The organism is Nocardiopsis oceanisediminis (assembly GCF_048595525.1).
Classification (GTDB): domain Bacteria; phylum Actinomycetota; class Actinomycetes; order Streptosporangiales; family Streptosporangiaceae; genus Nocardiopsis_A; species Nocardiopsis_A oceanisediminis.
In genome coordinates this window covers 6,306,511-6,331,593 of record NZ_JAFMZJ010000001.1, presented here as the reverse complement: position 1 = coordinate 6,331,593, position 25,083 = coordinate 6,306,511, and the positions used below count along the sequence as shown (strand labels likewise).

The window sequence follows — 25,083 nt, the reverse complement described above, 5'->3', positions numbered from 1 at the left end:
TTGCCGGTGATCTCCAGCCAGACGAACCGCAGCGGTGGAACGGCCGGGTCATGGGCGTGAGGGGGTGGTCATCTCATCCCTTTCGGATGGACGGACCGGGCTGCTGCCGGCAGGCCCGGTCATCGGAACAGGTCGGAAGACCGTCCGGAAGGGCCCCCGGGTTGCGGGGCGAGTCCAGCCAGACCCGGTGCCGGCCGTCCGCGCCGACGGTGAGGCCGAACCGTTCCGCATCGGGACTTCCGGCGCCCACCCAGCGCAGATAGGCGGCCTCGGCCTCGTCCCACAGGCGCCGCGCCCCGTACTGGGCGACCTCGAACCTGTCGGCGCCGGGAGAATGCTCGCAGACCGCCCACGAGCCGCCCGGCCCGCCCATCTCGTACAGCGCCAGGGTGAAGGCGCCGTCGCCGCCGGTGCGGGGGATGAGTTTGATGTCGGGCGCCAGCGCGGTGATGGCCAGTTCGGCGCCGTCCCCGCCGTCGGCGATGCTGCGCGGGTCCAGCTCCGTCGTGGAGATGTCCGCGTCCTCGCGGTGGTGTTGGCGGAAGCGCATCTCGGTGCGCTGCCCGCGCAGCATCATGTAGCCGGACCGGCCGTGGAGCCGGCCGTGCGCGGCCCCTTCGCCGTCCGCCGTCAGCCGGACCATCCACCCCCAGTCGTGGCCGGGCTGCCACGGGGCGACGATGGCCCCGCCGGGCCGGCTCTGGGCGACCCAGGCGCCCGGGATGCGGCGGACGGCGCAGGTGGCGTGCACCCGGTCGAACGGCGCGCCGCCGGGGTGCCCCTGCGCGCCGTCGCCGACCACCAGGTGCGGGGCGTACCGTGCGCGCTTGAGGTTTTCGGCGGCCTGCGCGGCGACCGCCGGGTCCACCTCGATGCTGGTGACGCTGCCCCCGCCGACCCGCTCCGCGAGCACGGCGGCGGTGTAGCCGGTGCCGGTGCCGATCTCCAGCACCCGGTCCCCGGGCCGGGGCGCGAGCAGGTCCAGGAAGCCGAACGCGATTCCGGGGGCGGACAGGGAGCTGGAGGCCGGGGAGCGGAGCGGATCCACCTCGCCGGGGTCGGTCGGCCCGTCCTCCCACTGGGTGACCACCGCGGCGTCGGAGAACACCGCCCGGAGCCATTCCCGCGGGCGGGCGGCCCGGTCGATCGGGTATCCCGGTCCCCGGGCCGGGGCGGCCCACCCGGTGCCGGGGGCGAACTCCTGGCGGGGCACGGCCAGCACCGCCTCTCGCAGCCATCCGGTCAGGCCCAGTTCGTCGGCCAGGGTTTCAGCGGTGCTCATGAGGCTTCCTCCAGCAGGTCGGCGATCGGCAGGCCGGTGCGGTCGGTGATCCACCCGAACTCGCCGGACGGGTTGGTCTCCAGGAACCAGAACCGCCCGCCGGGGTCGCAGAGCAGGTCGGCGGCGCCGTAGACCAGCCCGAGCCGCCGGTGCAGCTCTACCAGGCTGGCGGTCACCGGGGAGGGGAGTTCGATCACGGAGTGGCGCAGCGCGTCGTAGGCGGCGCGCCAGTCTTCTCGGGCCGCCGGGTCGTCGGTGTCGATCCGCGCGGCGAACACCTTCTCCCCGACGATGGTGGCGCGCACCGCGAACCCGAGCGGGACGCGCTCCTGGAACAGCTGGGCGGTCAGGGCGAGGCGGGGGTCGAGGAGGTCGCCGGGGTCGCGGACGGGGGTGGTGTAGATCAGCCGGGCCTGGCCCTCGTCGGCGTGCCACACCCCGTTCAGGGGTTTGTAGACGATCGGCTTGCCGAGGTGTTTCGCCCAGTCGCGGGCGGCCTGGGGGTCGGAGGTGATCAGGGTCTCGGGCACGTCCAGCCCTGCCTCGGCGGCCGCGGCGAGTTGTCGTGGGTGAACTGCGGGCGGTCGCGGTGGCCCTGTGTCGGGCACCTGTGACGGGCGCGGCCGCAAGCGGCCGACCGGGGGCCGGCCAGGGCCGGAGGTGGCCGCCCGCCCGGCAGACGAGTGGGGCCGGGCGGGCGGCGGGGGCGGGCTCCCTCCCCTGTGGCGGGGGGAGCGGAGCCGGGCGTCCGCGTGCAGAGGCGGACGCCTGCGGGTGCGCCGGGCCCCTCGACCCGGCGCGTGGGGTGGTCTGGTGCGGTGGCTCGCCCGCGGCGCTCCCCGGCCCGACGAGGGCGGAGGAGAAACGGCGTCGCGGATGCTCTTCCGCACGGGAGTCTCCTCGGTTCTGTCAGCTCTGGTCAGGGGCGGTGGCGCGCCGCCACGGGGTGGGCAGCCGGCCGCCGGTGTGCAAATGCTCGTCCAGGGCGTCGAACGCGGCGTCGGCGGCGGTCAGGCGCTCGGCCAGGTCGGCCTTGGTGCCGCCGCGCTCGCGTAGCAGCTCGGACAGGCGGTCGTACAGGTCGTCGGCGGCCTCGGTGGCCGGGTCGGGGCGGTGCACTCTCGGGCGCGGGTAGAAGATCCGGGCAGGCGCCGTGTCGGGCTCGGGCATGGCGGTCTCGGCTTTCTCCCCGGGGGTGCCGCCCGCCCGCGGAAGGGATGACGCGGGCGGGCGGCGGTTCAGGGCCCCGGCGCCGGTCCCCCGGGGGCGCCGTGCGGGGCGCCCGTGTTCGTCTGCGGTCACTGCGCCTCCTCGGCGCGAGGAGAGAGGAAACGCAGGACCGTCTCCTCCGGGAAGCGGTGGTCACCGCCGGGGGTGCGCACGGACACGAGTCGGCCTTCCCGGGCCCAGGCGGAGACGGTCCGGGTGTTCACTCGGAACAGGTCGGCGACTTCGGCCGTGGTCATCAGGTGTTTGCCGGTGATCATGCCGGTGCCTCCTGCCCGGTCAGGGCTTCGCGCACCAGGTCGGCCAGTTCGGCCTGCTCTTCGGCGGCCTGGTGGCGTTCCCAGGCGATGAGGTAGGGGCGGACCCGCGGCGGGGGCGGCTCCAGGTCCAGCATCCGCTCGTCGGCGATGCGCAGCAGGAAGGAGAGGGTGTCCGGGTCGCGGGCGGTGAGGCTCACCCCGGCGCCGTGGGAGGCGGTGTAGGCGACGGCGCCGGCGCCGTCGGTCCCGTAGGTCAGCGACCAGGCGGTGTAGCGCAGGGTCAGGTCGGCGAGGCGGTCGCAGGCGGGGCCGCTGAGCAGCGGCGGGGTGTAGGTGATGGTCACAGCGTCGCCTCCCGGTAGTCGACCGGGAAGAACACCGGGGCCTGGCGGACGCCGTCGAGCAGGGCGTCGGCGCCGACCTCGCCGGACATCGCCAGGACGGCGGCGACGTGGTCGGCGCGGCGGGCGAGCAGGTCCTGCCGCCGCCAGGGGTCGAGGGCCGGCGGCGGGGCCAGCGTTTCGGCGACGGCGTCCAGAAGGGCCTGGGCGCCGGACCGGCCGCAGGTGCACGGAGGCGCGTGTGGAGAAGCGGACATGGATCCCCCAAGGGGGTCGGCCGGGTGGGAAGCCCGGCGGGATAGAGTGCTCTCTCATATTGAAACTTGGAATCCAAGTCTGCAAGGGATGTTGAAGATTTAGTTGGAATCCGAGTCCTGGATTCCGGAATGTCCGTTTCTTGGTTACGGCTCTACGATTCAGAGCAGCGCACCCTGGAGGAGACCCCTATGGCCGCCCATCGCTACAGCCCGACCGTCCGGCGACGCCGCTTGTCCGCAGAACTTCGGCGCATCCGCTCAGCCGCGCGGATCACGCTGGAGGAGGCCGCGAAGCGGGCCGAGATCCCGAAGTCGACCCTGGGCAACATCGAGTCGGGAGCGAAGCAGCGGCCCCAGCTTGCGGAGGTCCGGGCCATCCTCGACGCGTGCAAGGTGACCGACGAGCGGGAGCGCGAGGAGATCCTGGAGCTGTGCCGGCAGTCGCGCGAGCGCGGATGGTGGGCTCGCTATCGAGACGTGTTGCCGGGGCGCTATGTGGGGTTCGAGATGGAAGCGTCGGTGATCTCGACCTGGGAGCCGCTGATGGTGCCCGGACTGCTTCAGATTCCGGAGTACATCGAGGTGACCGCCCGAGCTGCCCTGGCACAGCCTCACGACGTACAGAGGGTCATCGACAGCCGGATCGAGCGGCAGCGCATCCTCACCGACGACCCGCCGGAGCTGTGGGCGATCTTCGACGAGGGGGTGCTCCTTCGGCTCCGCCAGTACCCCGAGGTCATGACCGCGCAGATCGCCCACATCTTGGAGCTGGCCGAAGACGACAACACGGTCACCATCCAGATGACCAGGGCAGACCAGCTCAACGCCGGGAGTGCCGGCCCGTTCGTGATCACCGAGTTCCCGAACCGTGTAGATCCCACGGTTGTGCATCTGGAGACTGACACCGACGGCCTCTACCTGGAAGAAGCCGAGGAGGTCGCGCGGTATCGGCGCCTCTTCAATCACCTGCGCCTCGGGGCGCTCCGCCCTGGGGAGACCATCGCCCGACTACGAGAATTGACCGACCAGACATGACATCGACGCGCTCTATTCCCAACGCCTTGTTCCACAAGTCCAGCTACAGCCAGCCCAAGGGTGGCAACTGCGTCGAGGTCGCTGAGACCCCGACCGTGTGCGCTGTGCGGGACAGCCGGCACCCCGACGCGGCTCCCCTGGGGTTCCCCGCTGCCGAATGGGCCGCCTTCGTCCACGGGGTACGCAGCGACCTCACCTAGATTCGCGACATGAAAGCGGCCCTCGGATCTTCTCCGAGGGCCGCTCGCACTCTATTCCCGCTCACATAGTAGGTGACTGGGCGCCCGGGAGCTACAGCGCAGACGCCCATTGATGAGACTTCAGCCGGGGCCGGTCACACCCCGGCGGGCGGCTTCGGTCACGGGCTCCTCCAGAGCAGGGCGGCGCGCTCGCGGACGTCGTTCACCATGCTCCCACCGCCCCGAGCCACAGACAGGAAACCCTCCACCTTCTCCGGGAGCAGGTGGCCCACCTGCTGGAGATGGCGGCCGCGCCCACGATCACCATCCAGATGACGTCGTCTCGGCGGCTGAACCCGGCGTCCGGAGGGTCGTTCGTGATCATGGACTTCCCCGAAGTGATCGACCCGCCGGTGGTCTACCTGGAGACCGAGACCGACGGACTGTACCTGGAGGACGCCGAAGAGGTGGCGCGCTACCGCCGCCTCGCCGACCACCTCCGGCTTGCGGCCTACCGGCCGCAGGAAACCATCGAACGACTACAAGCACTCATCGACTAGGACGCGTCATGCACTCGATTCCAGACAGCGCCTTCCGGAAGTCCTCCTACAGCCACCCTCGCGGGAACGACTGCGTGGAGGTCGCCGACCTGCCGATCGGATCGGCGGTGCGCGACACCCAGCACCGGGAGCTGGGACACCTGCTCTTCGGGGCCAAGGAGTGGGCCGCCTTCGTTGCGGAGGTCAAGCACGACGGGTAGACCTGCACGACAGGAAGCCCCGGCGCCGTGTCCGGCGCCGGGGCTTCCTGTACTCGATTCCGGTCCCATCGGATCGGAGTCTGCGCGAAGCAACCAGGGGCCGGCCGGTCCACCGGGTGCGCCGGATCGTCCACCCACAGCACCTGGGCGCCGCGGGGCCGGCGGTCGGCCCGAGCCGGTCCCTTCCCGGGCGGCCGGCCCGCTTCCAGGCATTGCGGGCGCGGCTCGACTACCCCTTCGCCACCGCGGAGACCTGGCTGCGCTGATCGGGGACCGCCCGGTGCGGGGGGCCGCTGTAGGCGCTCAGCGGGCGGATGAGCGCGTTGGCGGCCTGCTGCTCCAGGATGTGCGCGGTCCACCCGGTGATCCGGGACATCACGAAGATCGGGGTGAACATCGGCACGTCGAACCCCATCAGGTGGTAGGCGGGGCCGGCCGGGTAGTCGAGGTTGGGGTGGATGCCCGTGCGGTCGGCCATCGCCCGCTCCACCGCCGCGTACAGCTCCATCAGGTCGCCGGCGCCGCGGGCCCCGGCCATCCGGGCCAGGGCGCGGTGCATGGTGGGGACGCGGGAGTCGCCGTGCTTGTAGACGCGGTGCCCGAAGCCCATGATGCGCCGCTTCTCGGCGAGGGCGCGCTCCACCCACTCCTCGGCCCGGTCGGCGGTGCCGATCTCGTTCAGCATGTGCATGACGGCCTCGTTGGCGCCGCCGTGCAGCGGGCCCTTGAGCGCGCCGATGGCCGCCGTGACCGCGCTGTAGGCATCGGAGCGGGTCGAGGTGACGACGCGGGCGGCGAACGTGGAGGCGTTGAAACCGTGCTCGGCGTAGAGCACCAGGGAGGCCTCGAAGCAGCGGACCACCTCGGGGTCGGGGACCTCGCCGAAGCACATGTGGAAGAAGTTCTCCGCGAAGCCCAGGGACGGGTCGGGCGGGATCGGGTCCAGGCCGTGCCGGCGCCTGCGGTCGGCGGCGATGACCGACGGCAGCCGGGCCATCAGCCGCTCGGCGGTGGCCGGGTCGGCGCCGCGGTCCTCGGCCGGGTCGTCGGCGCCGAGGTAGCTGATGGCGGTGCGCAGCACGTCCATCGGGTGGGCCGACTCGGGGACGCGGCGCAGCAGGTCGAGGGTGTTGCGGTCCAGGGCGCGGCCGGCCCGCTCGCGGGCTGTGAACGCGGTGAGCTGCTCGGGTCCGGGCAGCTCACCGGTCCAGATGAGGTGGGCGACCTCCTCGAAGGTGCGGGTCTCGGCGAGGTCCTGCACCGGGTAGCCGCGGTAGGTGAGCGAGTCGGTGGCGGCGTCGACCGTGGAGATCGCGGTCGTATCGGCGACCACCCCGGCGAGGCCCTTGTGGATCGCGGTGTCGGCCATGGCCGTCTCACCCCTTCCGTTCGGATGTGTTCGGCTCGTCCCCGGCGGGCGGCGCGAAGTCGTGGACGCCGGAGTCGAAGGCGGTGTAGGAGTCGTAGTCGAGGAGCTCGTAGAGGCGGGAGCGGGTCTGCATGCGCTCGATCAGCCCGGTGGTCTGGGTGCCGGCGTCGCGGAGCTCGGTGAGGCCGGCCTCGACCGCGCCCATGGCCAGCCGGAGCGCGGTGACCGGGTAGATGGCCATGTTCATCCCGATGGACTCCAGCCGCCCGGCGGTGAGCAGCTCGCTCTTGCCGAACTCGGTCATGTTGGCCAGCAGCGGGACGTCCACGGCCTTGCGGAACGCCTCGAACTCGGAGGCGTCCCGCACGGCCTCGGGGAAGACCATGTCGGCGCCGGCGTCGACGTAGGCGCGGGCGCGCTCGATCGCGGCGTCCAGGCCCTCGACGGCGCGGGCGTCGGTGCGGGCGCAGATGACGAAGTCGGGGTCGCGTCGGGCCTGCACGGCGGCGCGGATCCGGCGGACCATCTCGTCGGTGCCGGTCACGGCCTTGCCGTCCAGGTGGCCGCAGCGCTTGGGGTTGACCTGGTCCTCCAGGTGGCAGCCGGCCAGGCCGGCGTCCTCCAGGGTCTGCACGGTGCGGGCGGCGTTGAGCGGTTCGCCGAAGCCGGTGTCGGCGTCGATGAAGGCGGGCAGGTCGGTGCTGCGGGCGATCCGGCCGCCGCGGTCGGCGACCTCGGTGAGGGTGGTCAGGCCGATGTCGGGCAGGGCCAGGTCGGCGGAGAGGACCGCGCCGGAGACGTACACCCCGTCGAAGCCGAGCTCCTCGATGAGGACCGCGGTCAGCGGGTTGAAGGCGCCGGGGACGCGCAGCAGCCGGCCGGAGGCGAGGCCGTCGCGCAGGGCCCGGCGGCGCTCGTTCGGCGTGGTGGTGGCGTACCGCATGGTCAGAACAGTCCTTTCGAGACGGGCAGGTCGCCGGGGGCGGTCGCGGGGTCCTCGGTGAGGGTGAGCCGGCGGACCTCCTCGGGGGCGAGTTCGGGGAGCCGCTCCACCAGGTCGAGGAAGGCGTCCTGGTCGGTGCGGGAGACCACGCCGTCGGCCAGGGTGCGGAACTTGGCGATGTAGTCGGGGCGGGTGAAGGGGCGCTCGCCCAGCGGGTGGGCGTCGGCGACCGCGAGCTCGTCGGTGATCACCGAGCCGTCGTCCAGCTCGATGGCGACGTGCCCGCCGAACGCCTTCTTCTCCGGGTCGGTGCTGTGGTAGCGCTCGGTCCAGGCGGGGTCCTCCACGGTGGTGATCCTGCGCCACAGGTCGACGGTGTCGGGGCGGCGGGCCCGCTCGGGGGAGTAGGAGCGCTCGTGGTGCCAGGCGCCGTCCTGCAGGGCCACCGCGAAGATGTACATGATCGAGTGGTCCAGGGTCTCCCGGCTCGCCCCGGGGTCGGTCTTCTGCGGGTCCCCGGCGCCGGTGCCGATCACGTGGTGGGTGTGGTGGCTGGTGCGGATGGTCACCGAGCGGATCCGGGAGGTGTCGCCGACGCGGGGGCGCATCCGCCGCGCCAGGTCGATGAGGGCCTGGCTCTGGTACTCGGCGGAGTGCTCCTTGGTGTAGGTCTGCAGGATGGCGCGCTTGGGCTCGCCGGGGGCGGGGAGTTCGACGGTGTAGGAGGCGCCGAAGCCGCCGAGGAGGCGGGCGATGAAGCCGTCCTCGCCCTCGTAGGCGGGGGAGGGGGCGCCTTCGCCGCGCATCGCGCGGTCGACGGCCTCCACCGCCATCTTCCCGGCGAACGCGGGGGCGTACGCCTTCCAGCTGGAGATCTCGCCCTTGCGGGACTGGCGGGTGGTGGTGGTGACGTGCAGGGCCTGCTGCACCGCCTGGTGGACGGCGGAGACGGGCAGGCCGAGCAGGGCGCCGATGCCGGCCGCGGCGGACGGGCCGAGGTGGGCGATGTGGTCGATCTTGTGCTCGTGCAGGCAGATGCCTTTGACCAGGGCCACCTGGATCTCGTAGCCGGCGGCGATGCCGCGGACGAGTTCGCGCCCGCCCAGGCCGGTGTGCTGGGCGACGGCGAGCACCGGCGGGATGTTGTCGCCGGGGTGGGAGTAGTCCGCGGCGAGGAAGGTGTCGTGGAAGTCGAGTTCGCGGACGGCGACCCCGTTGGCCCAGGCGGCCCACTCGGGGGAGACGCGGGTGGAGGCGGGGGCGCCGAGTACGGCGGCGCCGGGTGCGAAGGGGTGGCGGAGCGCCTGGGCGCGGGCGCTGCGCACCGGGCGGCGGCGGAGCGCGGCGGCGGCCACGGCCGCGTTGTCGATGATCCGGTTGCCGACCATCTCGGTGGTCTCGGCGTCCACCGGGACCGGGTCGGCGGCGACCTCGGCGATGCGGTGGGCGAGCTGGGCGGGCGGCTCCAGCGGCTCGGAACTCTTGTGGGCGCGGACCCGGTGTGCCTGCATGCGCAGCCTTTTCTGGTCGTTCTTCGCTTCCTTCGCCTTGAGCCTGCCAAACGGCCTGTGCGCAGGTCGAGTGGGTGAAAAAGCCTATTCTTGTTAATTGTCGGCGGTGATTCTGCGAATCCTGCGAAGATCCGGCGTGCAGGAAATGCGTATACTCCGGGGCATGCGCAAGGTGTTCGCGGGGGCCCGGTTGCGCGGACTGCGCCAGGAGCGCTCCCTCAAGCAGGTGGAGATGGCGCGCGAGCTCGGCGTCTCGCCCAGCTATCTGAACCAGATGGAGCGCAACCAGCGCCCGCTGAGCGTTCCGGTGCTGCTCCGGCTGGCCGAGGCGTTCGGTGTGGACCCGGGGTTCTTCTCCGAGTCCGATACCGCCAGGCTCATCGCGGAGCTGCGCGAGGCGCTGCCCGAGGCGTCCGCGGAGGACCTGGACGAGCTGGCCGGGTCGCTGCCGTCGGTGGCCCGCTCGGTGCTGGCGCTGCACCGGCGGTACCGGGACGTCTCCGGGCAGGCGGCGGCCCTGGCGGAGGTGCGCGACGGCGGGGCGGGGCCGGCCGAGCCGATGGCCTACGAGCAGGTCCGGGACTTCTTCTACGCGCGCCGCAACTATGTGGGGGAGCTGGACGAGTCGGCCGAGGAGCTGGCCGCCGCGGGGAGTGCGGAGCGGCGGCTGGCCGAGCGGCACGGGGTGCGGGTGGTGACGGGGCCACCGGGGGAGGAGGAGCGCCGCAAGCGCGGCTACGACCCGGTGGCGCGGGTGCTGTCGCTGCCGGCGCGGCTCACCCCGGGGCAGCGGGAGTTCCAGGCCGCGACCCAGCTGGCGTTCCTGGAGCACGGTCCGCTCCTGGCGGAGCTGGCGCAGGGCGATGAGCTGCGCACCGGGCAGGCCCGGCAGCTGGCCCGGATCGGGTTGGCGAACTACTTCGCGGGGGCGTTCATCCTGCCCTACGGGGCGTTCTTGGAGGCGGCGGAGGCGGAGCGGTACGACATCGGGCTGCTCGCCGACGTGTTCGGGGTGGGGTTCGAGACGGTCTGCCACCGGCTGTCCACGCTGCAGCGGCCGGGGCGCAAGGGGGTGCCGTTCTCCTTCGTCCGGGTCGACCGGGCGGGCAACATGTCGAAGCGGCAGTCGGCGACCGGGTTCCACTTCTCCCGGGCGGGCGGCACCTGCCCGCTGTGGAACGTCTACGCGGCGTTCTCCTCTCCGGGGGAGGTCCGGACGCAGATCGCGCAGATGCCGGACGGGCGGTCCTACTTCTGGGTGGCGCGGACGGTGGGCGGCGCCCCGGTGCGGCACGGGGCGGTGCCGAAGGCCTTCGCGGTGGGGCTCGGCTGCGAGCTGCGCCATGCCCGCCGGCTGGTCTACTCCGCGGGGCTGGACCTGGCCGATCCGCGCGCGGCGGTCCCGATCGGCCTGGGGTGCAAGGTGTGCGACCGGCCGGCCTGCCCGCAGCGGGCGTTCCCGCCGGCCGGGCGGCCGCTGCTGGTGAACGAGAACACCAGCACGGTGGCGCCCTATCCGACGGCGCCCGGGCCCGGTGGCCGCCCGCGGTGATCCGCGGTGCGGGGGAGGGGGTCAGCCCTCGCCTTCGAGGAGGGCGTCGATGATGTCGTCCAGGACCCGGCGGCGCTCGGCGGCGGTCATCGCCTCCAGTTCGTCCAGGGCGGCGGTGGTGTCGACCCGGTCGCCGGAGCGGGAGCCGATGACGCACAGCCGGGCCGCTTCGCGGGTGGGGGCGGACAGCAGCCGCAGCTCGGCCGGGGGAGCCAGGTCGTAGAGGGCGGTGGGGTAGCGGGAGTGGCGGTCGCGCCATTGGGCGGCGCGCTTGAGGACGAACCCGCGGAGCAGGGAGTCGAGGACGTCGGGGTGGCGCAGGGCCTCGGCGTCGCCGGAGGCGCGGCATTCGGCGCAGTTGGCGAGCTCCGCCTTGAGCAGCCGCCGCGCCGAGGGGTGGGCGACGTGCTCGGCGTTGAGTCTGCTGGGGTGTCGGTGCGCCATGCGGGTCAGATTAGCTCCGCGGGGGCCCAGGGAGGGCGGATACGGGAATGTAGTTGAAAATTGAACTGTTGTTCCGGGTGCCGGTACCCGACCGCACCACAGAGGAGGCCGCCATGGACGTCCGCCCGAACGGGATCCACCACGTCACCGCGATCGCAAGCGATCCGCAGGCCAACGCCGACTTCTACCTGAACGCGCTGGGCATGCGGCTGGTGAAGCGGACGGTCAACTTCGACGCCCCGCAGACCTACCACCTCTACTACGGCGACCGGGCCGGCAACCCCGGCACCGTCATGACCTTCTTCCCCTGGCCGGACGCGCCCAAGGGGCGGATCGGCGCCGGGCAGGCCACCACCACCTCCTTCGCGGTGCCGGAGGGGTCGCTCGGCTGGTGGAGCCGGCACCTGGCCCGGCTCGGCGTCGAGGCGACCCGCCCCGCCGAGCGGATGGACGAGGACGTGCTCGGCCTCCGCGACCCGGACGGCCTGGCCATCGAGCTGGTCGCCGCCGCCGACCACACCGGGGCCGACCCGTGGGACGGCGGCGCCGTCCCGGTCGAGCACGCGATCCGCGGGATCCGCGCGGTGACGCTCACCGAGCACGACCACGAGGGCACCGCGCGGATGCTCGGCGGCACCCTCGGGTTCCGCCTGGCCGAGGAGCGCGGCGGCCGCTACCGGTTCCGCACCTCCGGCGCCGGCGGCGGCGTGGGCACCGTGGTCGACGTGCTCGCCGACCCGCGGGCCGAGCGCGGCCTGGTCGCCGCCGGAACCGTGCACCACGTCGCCTACCGCGCCCCGGACGCCTCCACCCAGGAGGGGTGGCGGCGCTCCCTGGCCGACGGCGGCGTGGACGTCACCGAGATCCGCGACCGCTCCTACTTCACCTCGATCTACTTCCGCGAACCCGGCGGCGTGCTGCTGGAGATCGCCACCGACGGCCCCGGCTTCGACTACGACGAGCCGCTGCTGGACCTGGGCCGGGCGCTGCGGCTGCCGCCGTGGCTGGAGCCGCGCCGGGCGGAGATCGAGCGGAACCTGCCCGAGCTGGCCGCGACCGGGGCGGAGGGGCGTCGGTGACCCCCGGCGGCTTCGCCCACGTCCACCGCCCCGCCGAGCGGGACGGCGCCCCCACCCTGCTCCTGCTGCACGGCACCGGCGCCGACGAGCACGACCTGCTCGGCCTGGGCCGGGCGCTGCACCCGGGCGCGGGGCTGCTCTCCCCGCGCGGCCGGGTGGACGAGAACGGCGCGAACCGGTGGTTCCGCCGGCTGCGGGAGGGGGTCTTCGACGTCGACGACGTGGTCGCCCGCGCCGCGGAGCTGGCCGGCTTCGTCCGGGAGGCCGCGGACGGGTACGGCTTCGACCCCGGCCGGGTGGTCGCGGCGGGCTTCTCCAACGGCGCCAACATGGCCGCGGCGCTGCTCCTGCTCCACCCCGGGCTGCTGCGCGGAGCCGCGCTGTTCGCGGCCGCCGCGCCGCTGCAGGACCGCGAACCGCCGGGGGCCGACCTGACCGGGACCGAGGTGTTCATCGGCGCCGGCGCCGCCGACCCGATCACCCCGGTCGGCCAGGCGCGGCTGCTCGCCGAGCAGCTCGGCGCGCGCGGGGCCGGGGTGGAGCTCGCCGAGCACCCGGGCGGGCATTCCCTGCCGCCGCACCTGGTGGACGCCGCCCGGGAGCGGCTGGCGCGGCTACGATGACGCGCATGGGCGAGGTGGAGTGGCTGAGCGACCGGGAGCAGCGGGTCTGGCGGAGCCTGCTGCGGGCCCAGGCCGGGATCGAGACCGAACTCGACCGCGACCTGCGCCGGACCGGAGGACTGACCCTGGTGGAGTACGGCATCCTGGTCGCGCTCTCCGAGTCGCCGGGCCGCCGGATGCGGATGCGCCGCCTCGCCGAGGAGGTCCTGGTCTCCAAGAGCCGGCTGACCCACCAGATCTCCCGGCTGGAGACGGCCGGCCACGTCCGCCGCGAACCGTGCGAGGACGACCGCCGCGGCTTCTGGGCGGTCCTCACCGACCAGGGGGCCGAGACCCTGGTGGACGCCGCCCCGGGGCACGTCGCCGCGGTCCGCGGCCGGGTCTTCGACCGCCTCTCCCCGGCCCAGGTCGACGCCCTCGGCGAACTCATGGCGATCCTGGAGGTCGACGACCCCGCCGACCTCCCCGGCCCCTCCACCCCCTGACCCCGCCGACGGCCAGGGGCCCGCAGGGCCGGTGAGGGGCGCGGGGAAGGACGCGGCCTCCGCCCCTCTCCGGCGTCCGGCCGGGCCCCTGCCCCGCGAGCCGGGGCCCGCAGGGCCGGGGCGCGCCTCGGACGCCGGTGTCCCCTCCGCCGCGCCGCACGGTCCCGGCCTCCGACGGCAGAAGGACGGCGGACGCCGCAGGGCGCCCGCCTTCCGCCTCTCCCGAGAGGGCCCCGGCGGCCGGCCGGGTCGCTCGGCGCCGGAGCCCGGCTCCTTTCCCGGGGAGAGGCGGGCGGCCCGCTGAAGCGTCGGCCCCGCCGCTCCACCGCCGCGCGGTTCCGGGCCCGGAGGGCGGGCCGCAGGCCCGGGTTCCGGGGAGGGCCCGCCGGCACCGTGCGGACACCGCGAGCTGCGGACCAGGCCCCGACGGGCACCGGCGACCGGTCGGGCGGGACGGCGGCCTCGGCGTCCGTGCGGGCGGTCCGCTCTCACCGGGCGGCGGGCAGGGCGCCCAGTGCGGCCATGGCGGCGCCGCCCGCGGCGGTCACCGCGGTCTTGGCGATGCCCGAGGCGAGGCCGGCGGAGTGCTCGGGGGCCGCGCGCCGGGTCGCGATGAGCGCCAGCGCGTTCGCGGTGCCCAGCGCCAGGCCGCACGCGGTGAGCAGGGCGAGCAGCGCGGGCAGCGGCGCGGACGCCGCGGCGGGGAGCGCGGCCAGGCCCGCGCAGCCCGCCGAGGTCAGCAGGGCCAGCGCGGGCAGCGCCGGGAACCGGTCGGCGATCCGCCCGGCGGCCGGCCCGGCCGCGGCCATGGCCAGCGAGGGGAGCGCGAACGCCGGGCCCGCCTGGGCCGGGGTCAGGCCCGCCGCGCCCTGCAGCAGCACCGGCCCGGCGAACAGCCACACCACCGTCGCGGCGTTGGCCAGCGCCCCCAGGGCGGTGCCCGCGGCGAACTCCCGCCCCAGCCCCGCACCGCGGCCCGGACGCCCCGCGCCGCCGCCGGTGCCGGCCCCAGGGACGTCCTCCCGGGGGCTGTCGACGGTGCCGCCGGTACCGCCTCCGGCGCCCTCCCGGGGGCCGTCGGCGGCCTTCCCGGGGGCGCCTGCGGAACCCGCGGCCACCGCCGCGACCAGCGCGGCGGCGGTGATCGGCAGCACCCCCGCGAAGACCCACCGCCACCCGGCGAGCTCGGTCAGCATGCCGCCGAGCACCGGCCCGAGCGCCGTGGCCGACCCCGCCGCGCCCAGCGCCAGCCCCGCCGCGCGGGCGTCCCGGCCGACCAGGGCCAGCCCCGAGGGCATCACCAGCCCGCCGCCCACGCCCTGCAGCGCGCGGAAGGCGATGAGCAGCTCCCCGGTGGGGGCGAGCGCGCAGAGCAGCGAACCCGCACCGAACAGGGCCAGACCGCAGGCCAGCACCGCGCGGTGCCCCACCGCGTCGCCGATCCGGCCGCCGGGGACCATCGCGGCCGCGCACGCCAGCAGGTAGACGCCCACGGTCAGCGGCAGCCGGGCCCCGGACAGCCCCAGGTCGGCGCCGATCGCGGGCAGCGCCGTGTTCAGCGCGAAGGAGTCGAACTGCACGCAGAACGCGCCCGCGCCGAAGGCGAGGGCGGCGCGCGCCGGTCCGGTCGTGGGCGGGGTGCGCATGGTCGGGGTCCTTCCAGGGAGGCCGGTGTCCGTCGGGCGCGGAGCCCGCGGCGGACGTGCGAGGGCACGCCGGCGGACGGCTCCGCGCGGAGCCGGGCAGGGGCTGGAACCGGGAGGACCGGAAGACCGCGTGCACCGGAAGGCGGTGGTGACGCGGAGAGGAAGGAGGCGCGCCGTCCTCGGGGAGCGCCCGGGGCGCCGACTCCGCGGTGCGGAGCGCAGGCGGGAACGGGGGCGGAGCGGTGATGCTCGACGCGGCCCTTACCGCCGGGACGGCCCCACGCTACCCGAAACGCCTCCGGTCCGCTTTTCAGAGAGCCGTCCCCGCCGGTGCCCTCCGGGGCGGTCGGCAGGGCGCGCCGCCCGCGAGCCGGGCTCATCGGCCTCGCCGAGAAGGCACCGCTTCCGAAGGCCGGGCGCCCGCGTCCCCGTCCCTTGGGCGTGGCCGCGAACGGGCGTACCCGCACATCCCGCCCGGACGGTGCACTGCCGCGCAGCACGGCGCCCCTCGGCCCCGGCCGCACGCCCCGCGCGGGGCGGTGCTTCTCGGGTCGGCGCGGGGGCTGGTTCCTTCGGTCTGGCGCGACTTCGCGTCTGCTCTCTGTCGAGGGCGGCCGGGCCTGCGGAGCGGGAGCAGGCCGGGCCCAGCCGGAGTGGGCGGACGGCGCTTCTCGGGCCTCACGGGCCCGGTCTCTTCGGCTCGGCGCGGCTTCGCGCCCTCTCCCTTGCCGAGGGGCGCCCGGGTCTTCGGTACGGCGGTGCGGAGGGCCGGGGCTGCGCCTCGCCGGATCGTCTGTGGGGTGCGGCGCTTCACCGGATTCGCGGAGGCCCGGTCTCTTCGGTCCGGTGCGGCTTCGCGCCCTCCCCTCTTTCGAGGGGCGGGGGCTTCGGCGCGGTGGCGATAGACCCAGGGCCGCGTTCTGCGGGGGTGTCCGTGCGGACGACGGGGAAGGCGTCCGGGGAGGGGCCGGGGCGGAGGCGTGCCGGGGCTCCCCGGAGCCGTACCCCCTGGGGCGCTGCCGCGCCGGGCCACCGGTTCGTCCGCGCCGCGGTTCGGCGGGCGCCGGAGGGGACCGGCCTAGGATGGGCCGATGCCGATCGTCGAAGTCACCCATGCGCCCGGGGTCGCCGAGTCGGAGCTCCGCGAACTGGGCTCGGTACTGCCGCACCTGGTGTCCAAGGCCGTGGAGTGCCCCGAGGAGCCCTACGACGGGGACGTGAAGCCGGGCGACATGGAGATCCGCTTCCGGATGCGCGGCCCGCTGGACCGGAGCGGCCTGGACGTGGTGATCGAGGTGAAGTCCAAGTGGTTCGAGAGCAGGGCCGCCGACCGGCAGGAGCGGGTGGACGGGCTGCACCGGGAGATCCGGGCCGCGATGGGGCTCCGCGACTTCGGCGTCTACCTGGCGCTCCCGGTCTCCGCGTGGTCGCAGGGCGACTGAAGCGGCCCGACTCCGCACGGGGCCGCCCGGCCCGGTCCCGCCCAATGCGGCGCCGCCCGGTGCGGTGCCGCCCGGTGCGGTGCCGCCCGGTGCGGTGCCGCCGTGGGGCCCGGCCGTCAGAGGCGGCCGGTGCGCTCCAGGCGGAGCAGGGTCTGCTTGCGGGGCAGGCCGCCGCCGTAGCCGACGAGGGAGCCGTCCGCGCCGACGACGCGGTGGCAGGGGATGACGATCGAGATCGGGTTGCGGTTGTTGGCGGTGCCCACGGCGCGGGAGGCGCCCGGGGCGTCCAGGGCGCGGGCGATGTCGCCGTAGCTCGCGGTGCGCCCGTAGGGGACGGCCGTCAGGTGCCGCCAGACCTGGAGCTGGAAGGCGGAACCGGAGGGGGCCAGCCGGGCGGAGAACTCCCGCAGCTCGCCGGCGAAGTAGGCGCGCAGCTCCTCGGCGGTGCCGCGGAGCGAACCGGGGTCGTGCACCGCGTCCGGCGGGGGCGGGGCGTCCATGTGCAGGCCGGTCAGCGACTCGCCGTCCCCGGTGAGCAGCAGGTCGCCCAGCGGGGAGGGGACCAGGTCGTAGCGGACCGGTCCGGGCAGCGGCGCGCGGAAGTCGGCCATCGGCGCCGCGGCGGGCTCGGGGACGTCCAGCGGGAGGGCGTCCTGGCCGGGCGGTGGGGTGGTCATCGCTGCTCCGTAAGTCGTCGGGTGGCCCGGCGCGGCCGGGTGCGGTCGATCGCCGCTCGCCTCGCGCGGCCTCCGAGGGGCGGCCGCCCGGTCCTGCGGGGCGCTCCGGTCGCCGGACCGGCCTCCTGCACCGGACCGAGAGGTGCGGCCGGGCGCTGCGCCGGGTGCTCCCGTCCCGCCGGCCGCACCGCCGATCCGGCGGCTCCCGCGGGGCTCCGGGGGCGGGCGGGAGCGGTCTCGATTATCGCCCTCTCCGGCGGCGGCCGCCGCGGCGCTCCGCCGTAGCGGGGGCGCCGGAGACCGCCGGTCCACCGGGAGCCCGCTCATGGGGCGGGGCGGTACCCTCCGCCGACGCGGTGGCGCGGTGGCGCGGGCAGGGGCGTCATCCTCGGCCTCCGGCCGCGGCGGGGACGGGGTCCTGCGCGGCGGGGCCGGCGAGCGCCCACAGGTGGTGGGTGGCGTAGGAGCGGTACGGCCCCCAGGCGCGGCCCCGTTCGGCGGGGGCCGCCGCCGCGTTCGGGGCCAGCCGCTCCAGCGATCTGCGCACCACCAGGTCCTGGTGGAGCAGGACGTCCGGGTCGCCCAGGGCGCGCATCCGGATGTAGTCGGCGGTCCACGGGCCGATGCCGGGCAGGCGCAGCATCAGGGCGGCGCTCTCCTCCCGGTCGGCGCCGGGGCCCAGGTCGATGCCGCCGGAGTCCAGCTCCGCGCAGAGCGCGACCAGGGCGCGCGCCCGGGGCGCCGGCATCGGCAGGGCGTCCGGGCCGGCGGCGGCCAGCGCCCCGGGGGAGGGGAAGAGCCGGTCCACCCCGCCGGGCAGCGCGGCCAGCGCGGGGGAGAGCGGTTCGCCGTACCGCTCGGCCAGCCGGCCGGCGACGGTGCGGGCCGCGGCGACCGACACCTGCTGGCCGATGACGGCGCGCGCCGCGTACTCGGCCGGGTCGGCGGCGCCGGGGGAGCGCAGCCCCGGGCGGGCGGCGGCCGAGGGCGCCAGCAGCGGGTCGGCGGAGAGCACCCCGGCGATCGCCCCGGGGTCGCAGTCCAGGTCGAGCAGGCGCCGGCAGCGCTGCACGGCGGCGCCCAGGTCGCGCAGGTCGTCCAGGTGCAGGCGGCAGCGGAGGTGGGCGCCGCGGCCGGTGCGCGGAGCGGTGTCGATCTCGGCGACCCCGGCCCCGTGCGGCAGGGCGAGCGCGCGCCGGTACACCCCGCCGGAGACCTCCTCCACCCCGGGCACGGCGCGCGCCGCGAGGAAGGCGAAGAGCGGACCGGCGTCCAGCGGCTCGCGGAACGGCAGCCGGAGCGCGATGCCGCCGGCGCCGGCCGGGTCGGCGCCCCGGGCGGCGTGCTCGCGCATCCGCGACGGGCTGCGGTCGAAGACCTCGCGGACCGTGTCGTTGAACTGCCGGATGCTGGCGAAGCCGGAGGCGAACGCGATGTCGGACATCGGCAGGGCGGTGGTCTCGATGAGGATGCGGGCGGTCTGCGCGCGGCGGGCCCGGGCCAGCGACAGCGGGCCCGCGCCGAGCTCGGCGGTGAGCATCCGGTTGAGCTGCCGCTCGCTGTAGCCGAGCGCGCCGGCCAGCCCGGTCACCCCGTCCCGGTCCACGGCCCCGTCGGCGATCAGCCGCATGGCGCGCCCCACCGCGTCGGCGCGGGCGTTCCACTCCGGCGACCCGGGGGAGGCGTCCGGCCGGCACCGCTTGCAGGCGCGGAAGCCGTGCGCCTGGGCGGCCGCGGCCGAGGGCAGGAACCGGACGTTGCCGCGCTTGGGCACGGCGGCCGGGCAGCTCGGCCGGCAGTAGATCCCGGTGCTGGTCACGCAGGTGTAGAAGACGCCGTCGAACCGGGCGTCCTTGCCCGCCACGGCGCGGTAGCGCTGATCGTCGCTCAAGCTCACCCGTCCCATCCTGGCCGCGGGGCGGGCGTCGCGCTGGCGGGTTTCAGCCACCGTGCTCGGTGAGGTACTCGATGTAGACGGGGCGCAGGACCTCCTGCACCCGGGGGTCGCCGTGCTCCGCGAGGGCCTCGCTGACCTGGGCGGAGGCGGTGGACACCCCTTCCGGGCCGGCCTCCCAGCGGCCGGTGGCGGCCTCCGCCGCGGGGATGCTCTTGATGATGTGCCAGAAGAACTGCACGTCCCACCGCTGCCGGGCGCGCGCGAACGCGCGTCGGCGGAGCTCCTCGGTGTCGAGGCCGTCGAGCTCGGCGGTTCCTTCGACGTCGTCGGTCATACCGGACAGATACCCCTCGGCTCCTCCGTTGAACAGGGGGTGATCCGGGTTACCCTGCAGCTGTGGTCCGCGCTGCGAGGGGAGGCGGACATGTCCGCGAAGGCGCCGGCGCTGCGGGTGGTCATCGCCAAACCGGGACTGGACGGGCACGACCGCGGGGTGAAGGTGGTCGCCCGGGCGCTCCGCGACGCCGGGGTCGAGGTGATCTACACCGGGCTGCGGCAGACTCCGGAGATGATCGTCGCCGCGGCCCTGCAGGAGGACGCCGACGCCATCGGGCTGTCGGTGCTCTCCGGGGCGCACATGACGCTGTTCGGCCGGGTGCTGGAGCTGCTGCGGGAGAACGGCGCCCCGGACATCACCGTGTTCGGCGGCGGCATCATCCCCGATGAGGACATCCCGGAGCTGGAGCGGATGGGCGTCGCGAAGATCTTCACGCCCGGCGCCACCACCGCCGAGATCGGCGACTGGGTGCGGGGGAACGTCCGGGCGCTGCACACCGCCGGATAGCCCGGGTGCGGGGCCGGTGGGCGGGCCGCAGGGGGCGCCGGGATAGACTCCGCCGCTTGTGACCCTGGGTGATATAGGCGCCGATACCCTTCTCGTCCTGCTCGCGGCGGCGGCCGCCGCCGGGTGGATCGACGCGGTGGTCGGCGGAGGCGGGCTGCTCCTGCTGCCCGCGCTGATGGTGGCCTTCCCGGACGCCCCGGTGGCCCGGCTGCTCGGCACGAACAAGCTGGCCGCGGTCTTCGGCACCGCGTCCGCGGCGGCCGCGTTCGTGCGCCGCGGCGGGCTGCGCCTGGAACCGCGGATCGTGTGGCCGGCCGCGGGCCTGGCGCTGCTCGGCGCCGGGGCCGGAGCCGCTCTGGCCGGGGCGATCTCCTCCGACGCGCTGCGCCCGATCGTGATGGCGGTGCTCGCGCTGGTGCTGGCGATCGTGGTCGCCCGGCCGTCGCTGGGCGCGTCGTCGCGGCCGGGGCCGCCGGGGCGCGGCCGGATCGTCGCCGCGGTCGCGGTGGCCGGCTGCGGGATCGCGTTCTACGACGGCCTGGTGGGGCCGGGCACCGGGACGTTCCTGGTGCTGGCGCTCACCGGGATCGTCGGGATGGACTTCGTGGAGGCGTCGGCGTCGGCCAAGATCGTGAACACCGCGACCAACCTGGGCGCGCTGGCGGTGTTCGCCTCCAACGGCGACGTGCTGTGGCTGCTCGGCCTCTCGCTGGCCGCGTGCAACATCGCGGGAGCCCAGGTGGGGGCGCGGATGGCGGTGCGCCGCGGCGCCGGGTTCGTGCGCGGGGTGCTGGTGGTGGTCGTCGTCGCGCTGCTGGCCAAGCTGGCCTGGGAGCAGTTCTCCGGAATGCTGCCCGATCCGCTGTCCGCGCTGTTGTGACGGGCGATGTGACTGGTCACACGAATTCTCACGCAAATCCCTGGCCGGGACCGGTGGCGTACCTCTCAGCGGGGTGTAACCGCCTGTCAGGCGAGGGCCGGTGGCCCTTCGCCGCACCCGGGAGGGCTAAGCTTTCGCATGTTGCGGGTGGATTCTTCGACGGAACTCATGTTCAACGCGGAGCGCCGGGCAACGGTTCCCGGCGGTGCGTCCGAGGCGCCGTTCGAGTGACACGACCCCCGCAGACCACTGCAGCCAGCGAGTAACAAGGACGGACCCTCGTGGACCTGTTCGAATACCAGGCGAAGGCGCTCTTCGCGGAGCATGGGGTGCCGGTACCCCAGGGAAAGGTGGCGAGCACGGCCGATGAGGCCCGTGCCATCGCCGACGAGTTCGCGGCGGCAGGGACCTCCCGCGTCGTTGTCAAGGCCCAGGTCAAGACCGGTGGCCGCGGCAAGGCCGGCGGTGTGAAGGTCGCCGACGGCCCCGAGGACGCCCAGGCCAAGGCCGAGCAGATCCTCGGCATGGACATCAAGGGCCACACGGTCCACCGCGTCCTGATCGAGGAGGCCAGCGACATCGCGGAGGAGTACTACTTCTCCTTCCTGCTGGACCGCGCCAACCGGACCTTCCTGTCGATCTGCTCCGCCGAGGGCGGCGTGGAGATCGAAGAGGTCGCAGAGACCAACCCGGAGGCCGTCGCCAAGGTCGCGATCGACCCGATCAAGGGCGCGCCGGCCGAGATCGCCGCGGAGATCGCGGCCAAGGGCAAGCTGCCCGAGGCCGCCGCCGCGGGCGCCGCCGAGGTGATCACCAAGCTCTGGGACGTCTTCGTCTCCAAGGACGCCACCCTGGTCGAGGTGAACCCGCTGATCCTCACCGGCGACGGCCGCGTCGTCGCCCTGGACGGCAAGGTCACCCTGGACGAGAACGCCGAGTTCCGCCAGGACCTGGAGAGCCTCTCCTCCGCCGCCGAGGGCGACCCCCTCGAGGTCAAGGCGAAGGAGAAGGGCCTGAACTACGTCAAGCTCGACGGTCAGGTCGGCATCATCGGCAACGGCGCGGGCCTGGTCATGTCCACCCTGGACGTGGTCGCCTACGCCGGCCAGGCCCACGGCGGGGTCAAGCCCGCCAACTTCCTCGACATCGGCGGCGGCGCCTCGGCCGAGGTGATGGCCAACGGCCTGGAGATCATCCTGGGCGACGCCGACGTCAAGTCGGTGTTCGTCAACGTGTTCGGCGGGATCACCGCCTGCGACGCGGTGGCCAACGGCATCGTGCAGGCCCTGGAGCTGCTGGAGTCGCGCGGCGACGACGTGACCAAGCCGCTGGTGGTGCGCCTGGACGGCAACAGCGCCGAGCTGGGCCGCTCCATCCTGACCGAGCGGGCCCACCCCGCGGTGCGCCAGGTGGAGACCATGGACGGCGCCGCCGCGCAGGCCGCGCAGCTGGCCGCGGCGAAGTAGAAGGGGCGAGACACGTGGCGATCTTCCTGACCAAGGACAGCAAGGTGCTGGTCCAGGGCATGACCGGCTCTGAGGGCACCAAGCACACCCGGCGCATGCTGGCCGCCGGCACCCAGGTGGTGGGCGGGGTCAACCCGCGCAAGGCCGGCACCGCGGTGGACTTCGACGGCACCGAGGTGCCGGTGTTCGGGTCGGTGGCCGAGGGCATGGCCGCCACCGGCGCCGACACCACGGTGATCTTCGTGCCGCCGAAGTTCACCAAGGACGCCGTGATCGAGGCGGTCGACGCCGGCATCGGGCTGGCGGTGGTCATCACCGAGGGCGTGCCGGTGCACGACACCGCCTACTTCTGGGCCTATGCCACCGAGAAGGGCAACAGGACCCGGATCATCGGGCCCAACTGCCCCGGCCTGATCACCCCGGGCGCCTCCAACGCCGGGATCATCCCGGCCGACATCACCAAGCCGGGCCGGATCGGGCTGGTGTCGAAGTCGGGCACGCTGACGTATCAGATGATGTACGAGCTGCGCGACATCGGCTTCTCCACCTGCGTGGGCATCGGCGGGGACCCGATCATCGGGACCACCCACATCGACGCCCTGGCGGCCTTCGAGGCCGATGCCGACACCGACGCGATCGTGATGATCGGCGAGATCGGCGGGGACGCCGAGGAGCGGGCCGCGGAGTTCATCAAGGCCAACGTCACCAAGCCCGTGGTGGGCTACGTGGCGGGGTTCACCGCGCCGGAGGGCAAGACGATGGGGCACGCGGGCGCGATCGTGTCCGGGTCCTCGGGCACCGCCCAGGCCAAGAAGGAGGCCCTCGAGGCCGCCGGCGTCAAGGTGGGCAAGACCCCCAGCGAGACGGCCAAGCTCGCTCGCGAGCTGTTCTGACGACGGCCGCACCGACACCGTGCACGGCGGCCCCGTCCCGGATCCCGGGGCGGGGCCGCCGCCGTGTCCGGAGGTGACCGCCGCGGGCGGGGCTGGCAGCATGGACCGGGTGAGTACGCCCGCAGCCAGAACCGACCAGCGCCCCCTGTACACCGCCGGAGGGCTCGCCGCCGCCTGGGCGGCCGGCGTCGGCATGGCGGTGCTGCTCACCTTCACCCTGATCGGCTGGGTCGCCGCCCCGCACGACGCCCTCGGCAAGGAGATCGCCGACGTGGCCCGCACCGCGGTCCAGGCCTGGCTCGTCGGCCACCTGGTCGGCTTCGGCATCCCCGGCGGCGAGGTGATGATGCTCCCGCTGGGGCTGGTGGTCCTGCCCGGCCTTCTGCTCTACCGGGCCGGCCGGTGGCTGGGGCGCACCGGCGAGCCGACCCGGCTGCGGCACACCTTCCGCGCCGCCATCGCCCTGGCCGGCCCCTACGCCGCGATCTCCGGCACGCTGGCGCTCATCGCCCAGACCGAGGTGATCCGGCCGAGCGTCCCGCAGGCGCTGTTCGCCGGGTTCGTGCTGGCGTTCCTCGCCGGCGGCCTGGGCGTGCTCCGCCAGCAGCTCATCGACAAGCGGATTCCGGTGCGGCGGATGCTGGAGCTGATGCCGGACCGGCCCCGCTCGCTGCTGGCGGGCACCGCGGGCGCCACCGGGGTGCTGCTGCTCAGCGGCGCGGTGCTGTTCTTCTCCGGCCTGGCCGCCGGGTTCGGCGAGGCCGCCGCCGTCACCCGGGAACTGGCCCCCGGCCCGGTCGGGGGGACGCTGCTCTTCATCGTGCAGCTGCTCTTCCTGCCCAACGCGCTGGTGTTCGGACTGGCGTTCGCGGTGGGGCCCGGGTTCGCGGTCGGCGCCGGAACGATGGTGGCGCCCACCGGGGTGGCGGTCGGCGCGGTGCCGATGCTGCCGATGCTGGCCGCGCTGCCGGACAACGGCCCGGCCCCGCTGCCGGCCCTGGCCGCCCTGGCCGCGCCGTTCGCGGCCGGCGCGGTGGGCGGGGTGCTCACCCAGCGCAGCGCGCCCACCGTGGTCAGCGAGGCCGCGCCGCTGTGGGGGTTCGTGTGCGGGGTGGCGACCGGGCTGGTGTGCGCCGCGCTGTCGCTGCTGGCCGGCGGCCCGATCGGCGCCCACCGGCTGGCCGAGGTCGGCCCGTCGGCCTGGCAGGTCGGCCTGATCACCGCGCTGGAGGTGGGGGTGTCCGCGGCGATCGCCGCGTGGCTGGCGAACTGGCGGCACTTCCGCCGCACCGCCGCGGAGGGCGGAGAGGACGGGGAGGAGTCCGGGGAGCCGCCCGGCGGGCAGGAGGACCCGGGCGGCGGGCCCGAGGAGGACTCCGAGGAGTTCGCCGGGATCACCTACGAGGCCGAACCGGAGCGCTGAGCCTCACGAGCCCAGCGCCGGGACCTCTTCCTCCGGGATGCCGGCGCGCTCGGCGACGTCGGCGCGCCAGGCGTCGTCGCAGTCCTGCTGGGCGCTGGTGGTGAGCGCCCGGGCGGAGCAGTCCCGGTAGGCGGTGTACTCGTTCCAGAAGACCGCGTAGCCGGCGATGGCGAACACCGACACCACCAGGCCGACCCAGCCCAGCACCATGCTGAGCACCGCCCCGGGGGCCTGCCCCCGGCTGGCGCGGGCGGCCTTGCGGGCCCTGCGGCCCTGGACGATGCCGATCAGCGAGAAGGGCATCCCGAACGGCGGCCACATCAGGCCGATGGCGGCGAGGAAGACGCCCCACAGACCGCCCTTTTCGACGGTGGGCTGCTGCCCATCGGCGCGCGGCTGCGGCGTCTCGTCGGTCACGGGGAACCTCATTTCCTGCTGCATCGGTGCTGCCGATGTAGACGCTACCGGAGCCGGAGGGCGGCTCGGCCGGAGGGGGAGATAGGCTGGCCTGGAGAAGCGCCCGGATGCTGCGCGTTCCCAACGCGCCCCCGGGCGCGCGCGTGCGGCG

28 protein-coding genes and 1 pseudogene are annotated in these 25,083 nt (G+C 74.7%); 14 read left to right on the top strand and 15 right to left on the bottom strand.

Annotation, left to right across the window (positions count from 1 at the left end):
- Positions 1-73: 73 nt before the first annotated feature.
- From J0910_RS27585 to J0910_RS27560, 6 genes are all read right to left on the bottom strand, one after another.
- On the bottom strand, positions 74-1,282 hold the full coding sequence (locus J0910_RS27585) for a methyltransferase domain-containing protein (RefSeq protein WP_420161450.1): 1,209 nt from the start codon (positions 1,280-1,282) through the stop codon (positions 74-76).
- On the bottom strand, positions 1,279-1,812 hold the full coding sequence (locus tag J0910_RS27580) for an MvdC/MvdD family ATP grasp protein (protein WP_420161449.1): 534 nt from the start codon (positions 1,810-1,812) through the stop codon (positions 1,279-1,281). Before J0910_RS27580 ends, J0910_RS27585 begins: the two co-directional genes overlap by 4 nt.
- A gap of 379 nt (positions 1,813-2,191) precedes the next feature.
- Complete coding sequence (locus J0910_RS27575) at positions 2,192-2,452, bottom strand: hypothetical protein (protein ID WP_420161448.1); 261 nt, start codon at positions 2,450-2,452, stop codon at positions 2,192-2,194.
- A 128-nt stretch (positions 2,453-2,580) separates the two neighbouring features.
- Complete coding sequence (locus J0910_RS27570) at positions 2,581-2,769, bottom strand: helix-turn-helix domain-containing protein (RefSeq protein WP_420161447.1); 189 nt, start codon at positions 2,767-2,769, stop codon at positions 2,581-2,583.
- Positions 2,766-3,113, bottom strand: coding sequence for a hypothetical protein (locus J0910_RS27565; RefSeq protein ID WP_420161446.1), 348 nt, complete (start codon positions 3,111-3,113; stop codon positions 2,766-2,768). Before J0910_RS27565 ends, J0910_RS27570 begins: the two co-directional genes overlap by 4 nt.
- On the bottom strand, positions 3,110-3,367 hold the full coding sequence (locus J0910_RS27560) for a hypothetical protein (RefSeq protein WP_420161445.1): 258 nt from the start codon (positions 3,365-3,367) through the stop codon (positions 3,110-3,112). Before J0910_RS27560 ends, J0910_RS27565 begins: the two co-directional genes overlap by 4 nt.
- 189 nt (positions 3,368-3,556) lie before the next feature.
- On the opposite strand from J0910_RS27560, the gene J0910_RS27555 reads away from it, so the two are divergent.
- From J0910_RS27555 to J0910_RS27540, 4 genes and pseudogenes are all read left to right on the top strand, one after another.
- Positions 3,557-4,402 (top strand): helix-turn-helix domain-containing protein, encoded by an 846-nt coding sequence (locus J0910_RS27555; protein WP_420161444.1) that lies wholly within the window; start codon positions 3,557-3,559, stop codon positions 4,400-4,402.
- Positions 4,399-4,602 (top strand): DUF397 domain-containing protein, encoded by a 204-nt coding sequence (locus J0910_RS27550; protein ID WP_420161443.1) that lies wholly within the window; start codon positions 4,399-4,401, stop codon positions 4,600-4,602. The genes J0910_RS27555 and J0910_RS27550 overlap by 4 nt, the downstream gene beginning before the upstream one ends.
- A 260-nt stretch (positions 4,603-4,862) precedes the next feature.
- Positions 4,863-5,141, top strand: a pseudogene (locus J0910_RS27545) (Scr1 family TA system antitoxin-like transcriptional regulator); the annotation flags it as partial.
- An 8-nt stretch (positions 5,142-5,149) separates the two neighbouring features.
- The gene (locus J0910_RS27540) at positions 5,150-5,341 is read left to right on the top strand and encodes a DUF397 domain-containing protein (RefSeq protein WP_420161442.1); all 192 of its coding nucleotides are present in this window, start codon (positions 5,150-5,152) and stop codon (positions 5,339-5,341) included.
- 229 nt (positions 5,342-5,570) lie between these two features.
- Here the strand turns inward: J0910_RS27540 and J0910_RS27535 are convergent, their stop codons facing one another.
- The 3 genes from J0910_RS27535 to J0910_RS27525 are packed head-to-tail and all read right to left on the bottom strand — an operon-like array spanning position 5,571 to position 9,164.
- Positions 5,571-6,710 (bottom strand): bifunctional 2-methylcitrate synthase/citrate synthase, encoded by a 1,140-nt coding sequence (locus tag J0910_RS27535; RefSeq protein ID WP_420161441.1) that lies wholly within the window; start codon positions 6,708-6,710, stop codon positions 5,571-5,573.
- A 7-nt stretch (positions 6,711-6,717) separates the two neighbouring features.
- A complete protein-coding gene (gene prpB / locus J0910_RS27530) occupies positions 6,718-7,653 on the bottom strand; it encodes a methylisocitrate lyase (protein WP_420161440.1) in 936 nt (311 codons plus the stop codon).
- 2 nt (positions 7,654-7,655) lie between these two features.
- Positions 7,656-9,164 carry an MmgE/PrpD family protein gene (locus tag J0910_RS27525; RefSeq protein WP_420161439.1) on the bottom strand — a complete coding sequence of 503 codons (1,509 nt, stop codon included), beginning with the start codon at positions 9,162-9,164 and terminating at the stop codon, positions 7,656-7,658.
- Between the two features lie 163 nt (positions 9,165-9,327).
- On the opposite strand from J0910_RS27525, the gene J0910_RS27520 reads away from it, so the two are divergent.
- Positions 9,328-10,716: a short-chain fatty acyl-CoA regulator family protein gene (locus tag J0910_RS27520; RefSeq protein WP_420161438.1), complete on the top strand. Its 1,389-nt coding sequence runs from the start codon at positions 9,328-9,330 to the stop codon at positions 10,714-10,716.
- A gap of 21 nt (positions 10,717-10,737) precedes the next feature.
- On the opposite strand, the gene J0910_RS27515 is transcribed toward J0910_RS27520, so the two are convergent.
- On the bottom strand, positions 10,738-11,160 hold the full coding sequence (locus tag J0910_RS27515) for a hypothetical protein (protein ID WP_420161437.1): 423 nt from the start codon (positions 11,158-11,160) through the stop codon (positions 10,738-10,740).
- 113 nt (positions 11,161-11,273) lie between these two features.
- Between J0910_RS27515 and J0910_RS27510 the strand changes: the two genes are divergently transcribed.
- Genes J0910_RS27510 through J0910_RS27500 form a run of 3 tightly spaced genes read left to right on the top strand, consistent with a single transcriptional unit; the run spans position 11,274 to position 13,347 of the window.
- Positions 11,274-12,239, top strand: coding sequence for a VOC family protein (locus J0910_RS27510; RefSeq protein WP_420161436.1), 966 nt, complete (start codon positions 11,274-11,276; stop codon positions 12,237-12,239).
- On the top strand, positions 12,236-12,862 hold the full coding sequence (locus J0910_RS27505) for an alpha/beta hydrolase (RefSeq protein WP_420161435.1): 627 nt from the start codon (positions 12,236-12,238) through the stop codon (positions 12,860-12,862). Before J0910_RS27510 ends, J0910_RS27505 begins: the two co-directional genes overlap by 4 nt.
- A complete protein-coding gene (locus J0910_RS27500) occupies positions 12,859-13,347 on the top strand; it encodes a MarR family winged helix-turn-helix transcriptional regulator (protein ID WP_420161434.1) in 489 nt (162 codons plus the stop codon). The genes J0910_RS27505 and J0910_RS27500 overlap by 4 nt, the downstream gene beginning before the upstream one ends.
- 488 nt (positions 13,348-13,835) lie before the next feature.
- Here the strand turns inward: J0910_RS27500 and J0910_RS27495 are convergent, their stop codons facing one another.
- Positions 13,836-14,993, bottom strand: coding sequence for an MFS transporter (locus J0910_RS27495; protein ID WP_420161433.1), 1,158 nt, complete (start codon positions 14,991-14,993; stop codon positions 13,836-13,838).
- Positions 14,994-16,084: 1,091 nt separating this feature from the next.
- Here J0910_RS27495 and J0910_RS27490 point away from each other — a divergent pair.
- On the top strand, positions 16,085-16,435 hold the full coding sequence (locus J0910_RS27490; RefSeq protein ID WP_420161432.1) for a hypothetical protein: 351 nt from the start codon (positions 16,085-16,087) through the stop codon (positions 16,433-16,435).
- A 116-nt stretch (positions 16,436-16,551) separates the two neighbouring features.
- On the opposite strand, the gene J0910_RS27485 is transcribed toward J0910_RS27490, so the two are convergent.
- The 3 genes from J0910_RS27485 to J0910_RS27475 all read right to left on the bottom strand — a co-directional run bounded on the left by J0910_RS27485 (position 16,552) and on the right by J0910_RS27475 (position 19,343).
- A complete protein-coding gene (locus J0910_RS27485; RefSeq protein WP_420161431.1) occupies positions 16,552-17,112 on the bottom strand; it encodes a methylated-DNA--[protein]-cysteine S-methyltransferase in 561 nt (186 codons plus the stop codon).
- Positions 17,113-17,494: 382 nt separating this feature from the next.
- Positions 17,495-19,018 carry an AlkA N-terminal domain-containing protein gene (locus tag J0910_RS27480; protein ID WP_420162107.1) on the bottom strand — a complete coding sequence of 508 codons (1,524 nt, stop codon included), beginning with the start codon at positions 19,016-19,018 and terminating at the stop codon, positions 17,495-17,497.
- Between the two features lie 34 nt (positions 19,019-19,052).
- The gene (locus tag J0910_RS27475) at positions 19,053-19,343 is read right to left on the bottom strand and encodes a hypothetical protein (RefSeq protein WP_420161430.1); all 291 of its coding nucleotides are present in this window, start codon (positions 19,341-19,343) and stop codon (positions 19,053-19,055) included.
- A 90-nt stretch (positions 19,344-19,433) separates the two neighbouring features.
- Between J0910_RS27475 and J0910_RS27470 the strand changes: the two genes are divergently transcribed.
- The 5 genes from J0910_RS27470 (at position 19,434) to J0910_RS27450 (ending at position 24,515) form a co-directional block, all read left to right on the top strand.
- Positions 19,434-19,853 (top strand): coenzyme B12-dependent isobutyryl CoA mutase small subunit, encoded by a 420-nt coding sequence (locus J0910_RS27470; RefSeq protein WP_420161429.1) that lies wholly within the window; start codon positions 19,434-19,436, stop codon positions 19,851-19,853.
- A 73-nt stretch (positions 19,854-19,926) separates the two neighbouring features.
- On the top strand, positions 19,927-20,733 hold the full coding sequence (locus J0910_RS27465) for a TSUP family transporter (protein ID WP_420162106.1): 807 nt from the start codon (positions 19,927-19,929) through the stop codon (positions 20,731-20,733).
- Between the two features lie 281 nt (positions 20,734-21,014).
- Positions 21,015-22,199: an ADP-forming succinate--CoA ligase subunit beta gene (gene sucC / locus J0910_RS27460; protein ID WP_420161428.1), complete on the top strand. Its 1,185-nt coding sequence runs from the start codon at positions 21,015-21,017 to the stop codon at positions 22,197-22,199.
- Between the two features lie 14 nt (positions 22,200-22,213).
- Positions 22,214-23,092 carry a succinate--CoA ligase subunit alpha gene (gene sucD / locus J0910_RS27455; RefSeq protein ID WP_420161427.1) on the top strand — a complete coding sequence of 293 codons (879 nt, stop codon included), beginning with the start codon at positions 22,214-22,216 and terminating at the stop codon, positions 23,090-23,092.
- A gap of 100 nt (positions 23,093-23,192) precedes the next feature.
- The gene (locus tag J0910_RS27450; RefSeq protein ID WP_420161426.1) at positions 23,193-24,515 is read left to right on the top strand and encodes a cell division protein PerM; all 1,323 of its coding nucleotides are present in this window, start codon (positions 23,193-23,195) and stop codon (positions 24,513-24,515) included.
- Positions 24,516-24,518: 3 nt separating this feature from the next.
- Here J0910_RS27450 and J0910_RS27445 read toward each other — a convergent pair whose 3' ends face one another.
- The gene (locus J0910_RS27445) at positions 24,519-24,932 is read right to left on the bottom strand and encodes a DUF4190 domain-containing protein (protein ID WP_420161425.1); all 414 of its coding nucleotides are present in this window, start codon (positions 24,930-24,932) and stop codon (positions 24,519-24,521) included.
- Positions 24,933-25,083 lie beyond the last annotated feature (151 nt).

Bases quoted from the DNA above. Each gene is read 5' to 3' on its own strand.
- J0910_RS27585 (WP_420161450.1), bottom strand. From the start codon at position 1,282: ATGAGCACCGCTGAAACCCTGGCCGACGAACTGGGCCTGACCGGATGG.
- J0910_RS27575 (WP_420161448.1), bottom strand. From the start codon at position 2,452: ATGCCCGAGCCCGACACGGCGCCTGCCCGGATCTTCTACCCGCGCCCG.
- J0910_RS27570 (WP_420161447.1), bottom strand. From the start codon at position 2,769: ATGATCACCGGCAAACACCTGATGACCACGGCCGAAGTCGCCGACCTG.
- J0910_RS27560 (WP_420161445.1), bottom strand. From the start codon at position 3,367: ATGTCCGCTTCTCCACACGCGCCTCCGTGCACCTGCGGCCGGTCCGGC.
- J0910_RS27555 (WP_420161444.1), top strand. From the start codon at position 3,557: ATGGCCGCCCATCGCTACAGCCCGACCGTCCGGCGACGCCGCTTGTCC.
- J0910_RS27550 (WP_420161443.1), top strand. From the start codon at position 4,399: ATGACATCGACGCGCTCTATTCCCAACGCCTTGTTCCACAAGTCCAGC.
- J0910_RS27540 (WP_420161442.1), top strand. From the start codon at position 5,150: ATGCACTCGATTCCAGACAGCGCCTTCCGGAAGTCCTCCTACAGCCAC.
- J0910_RS27535 (WP_420161441.1), bottom strand. From the start codon at position 6,710: ATGGCCGACACCGCGATCCACAAGGGCCTCGCCGGGGTGGTCGCCGAT.
- prpB (WP_420161440.1), bottom strand. From the start codon at position 7,653: ATGCGGTACGCCACCACCACGCCGAACGAGCGCCGCCGGGCCCTGCGC.
- J0910_RS27525 (WP_420161439.1), bottom strand. From the start codon at position 9,164: ATGCAGGCACACCGGGTCCGCGCCCACAAGAGTTCCGAGCCGCTGGAG.
- J0910_RS27520 (WP_420161438.1), top strand. From the start codon at position 9,328: ATGCGCAAGGTGTTCGCGGGGGCCCGGTTGCGCGGACTGCGCCAGGAG.
- J0910_RS27515 (WP_420161437.1), bottom strand. From the start codon at position 11,160: ATGGCGCACCGACACCCCAGCAGACTCAACGCCGAGCACGTCGCCCAC.
- J0910_RS27510 (WP_420161436.1), top strand. From the start codon at position 11,274: ATGGACGTCCGCCCGAACGGGATCCACCACGTCACCGCGATCGCAAGC.
- J0910_RS27500 (WP_420161434.1), top strand. From the start codon at position 12,859: ATGACGCGCATGGGCGAGGTGGAGTGGCTGAGCGACCGGGAGCAGCGG.
- J0910_RS27495 (WP_420161433.1), bottom strand. From the start codon at position 14,993: ATGCGCACCCCGCCCACGACCGGACCGGCGCGCGCCGCCCTCGCCTTC.
- J0910_RS27490 (WP_420161432.1), top strand. From the start codon at position 16,085: ATGCCGATCGTCGAAGTCACCCATGCGCCCGGGGTCGCCGAGTCGGAG.
- J0910_RS27485 (WP_420161431.1), bottom strand. From the start codon at position 17,112: ATGACCACCCCACCGCCCGGCCAGGACGCCCTCCCGCTGGACGTCCCC.
- J0910_RS27480 (WP_420162107.1), bottom strand. From the start codon at position 19,018: ATGGGACGGGTGAGCTTGAGCGACGATCAGCGCTACCGCGCCGTGGCG.
- J0910_RS27475 (WP_420161430.1), bottom strand. From the start codon at position 19,343: ATGACCGACGACGTCGAAGGAACCGCCGAGCTCGACGGCCTCGACACC.
- J0910_RS27470 (WP_420161429.1), top strand. From the start codon at position 19,434: ATGTCCGCGAAGGCGCCGGCGCTGCGGGTGGTCATCGCCAAACCGGGA.
- J0910_RS27450 (WP_420161426.1), top strand. From the start codon at position 23,193: ATGGACCGGGTGAGTACGCCCGCAGCCAGAACCGACCAGCGCCCCCTG.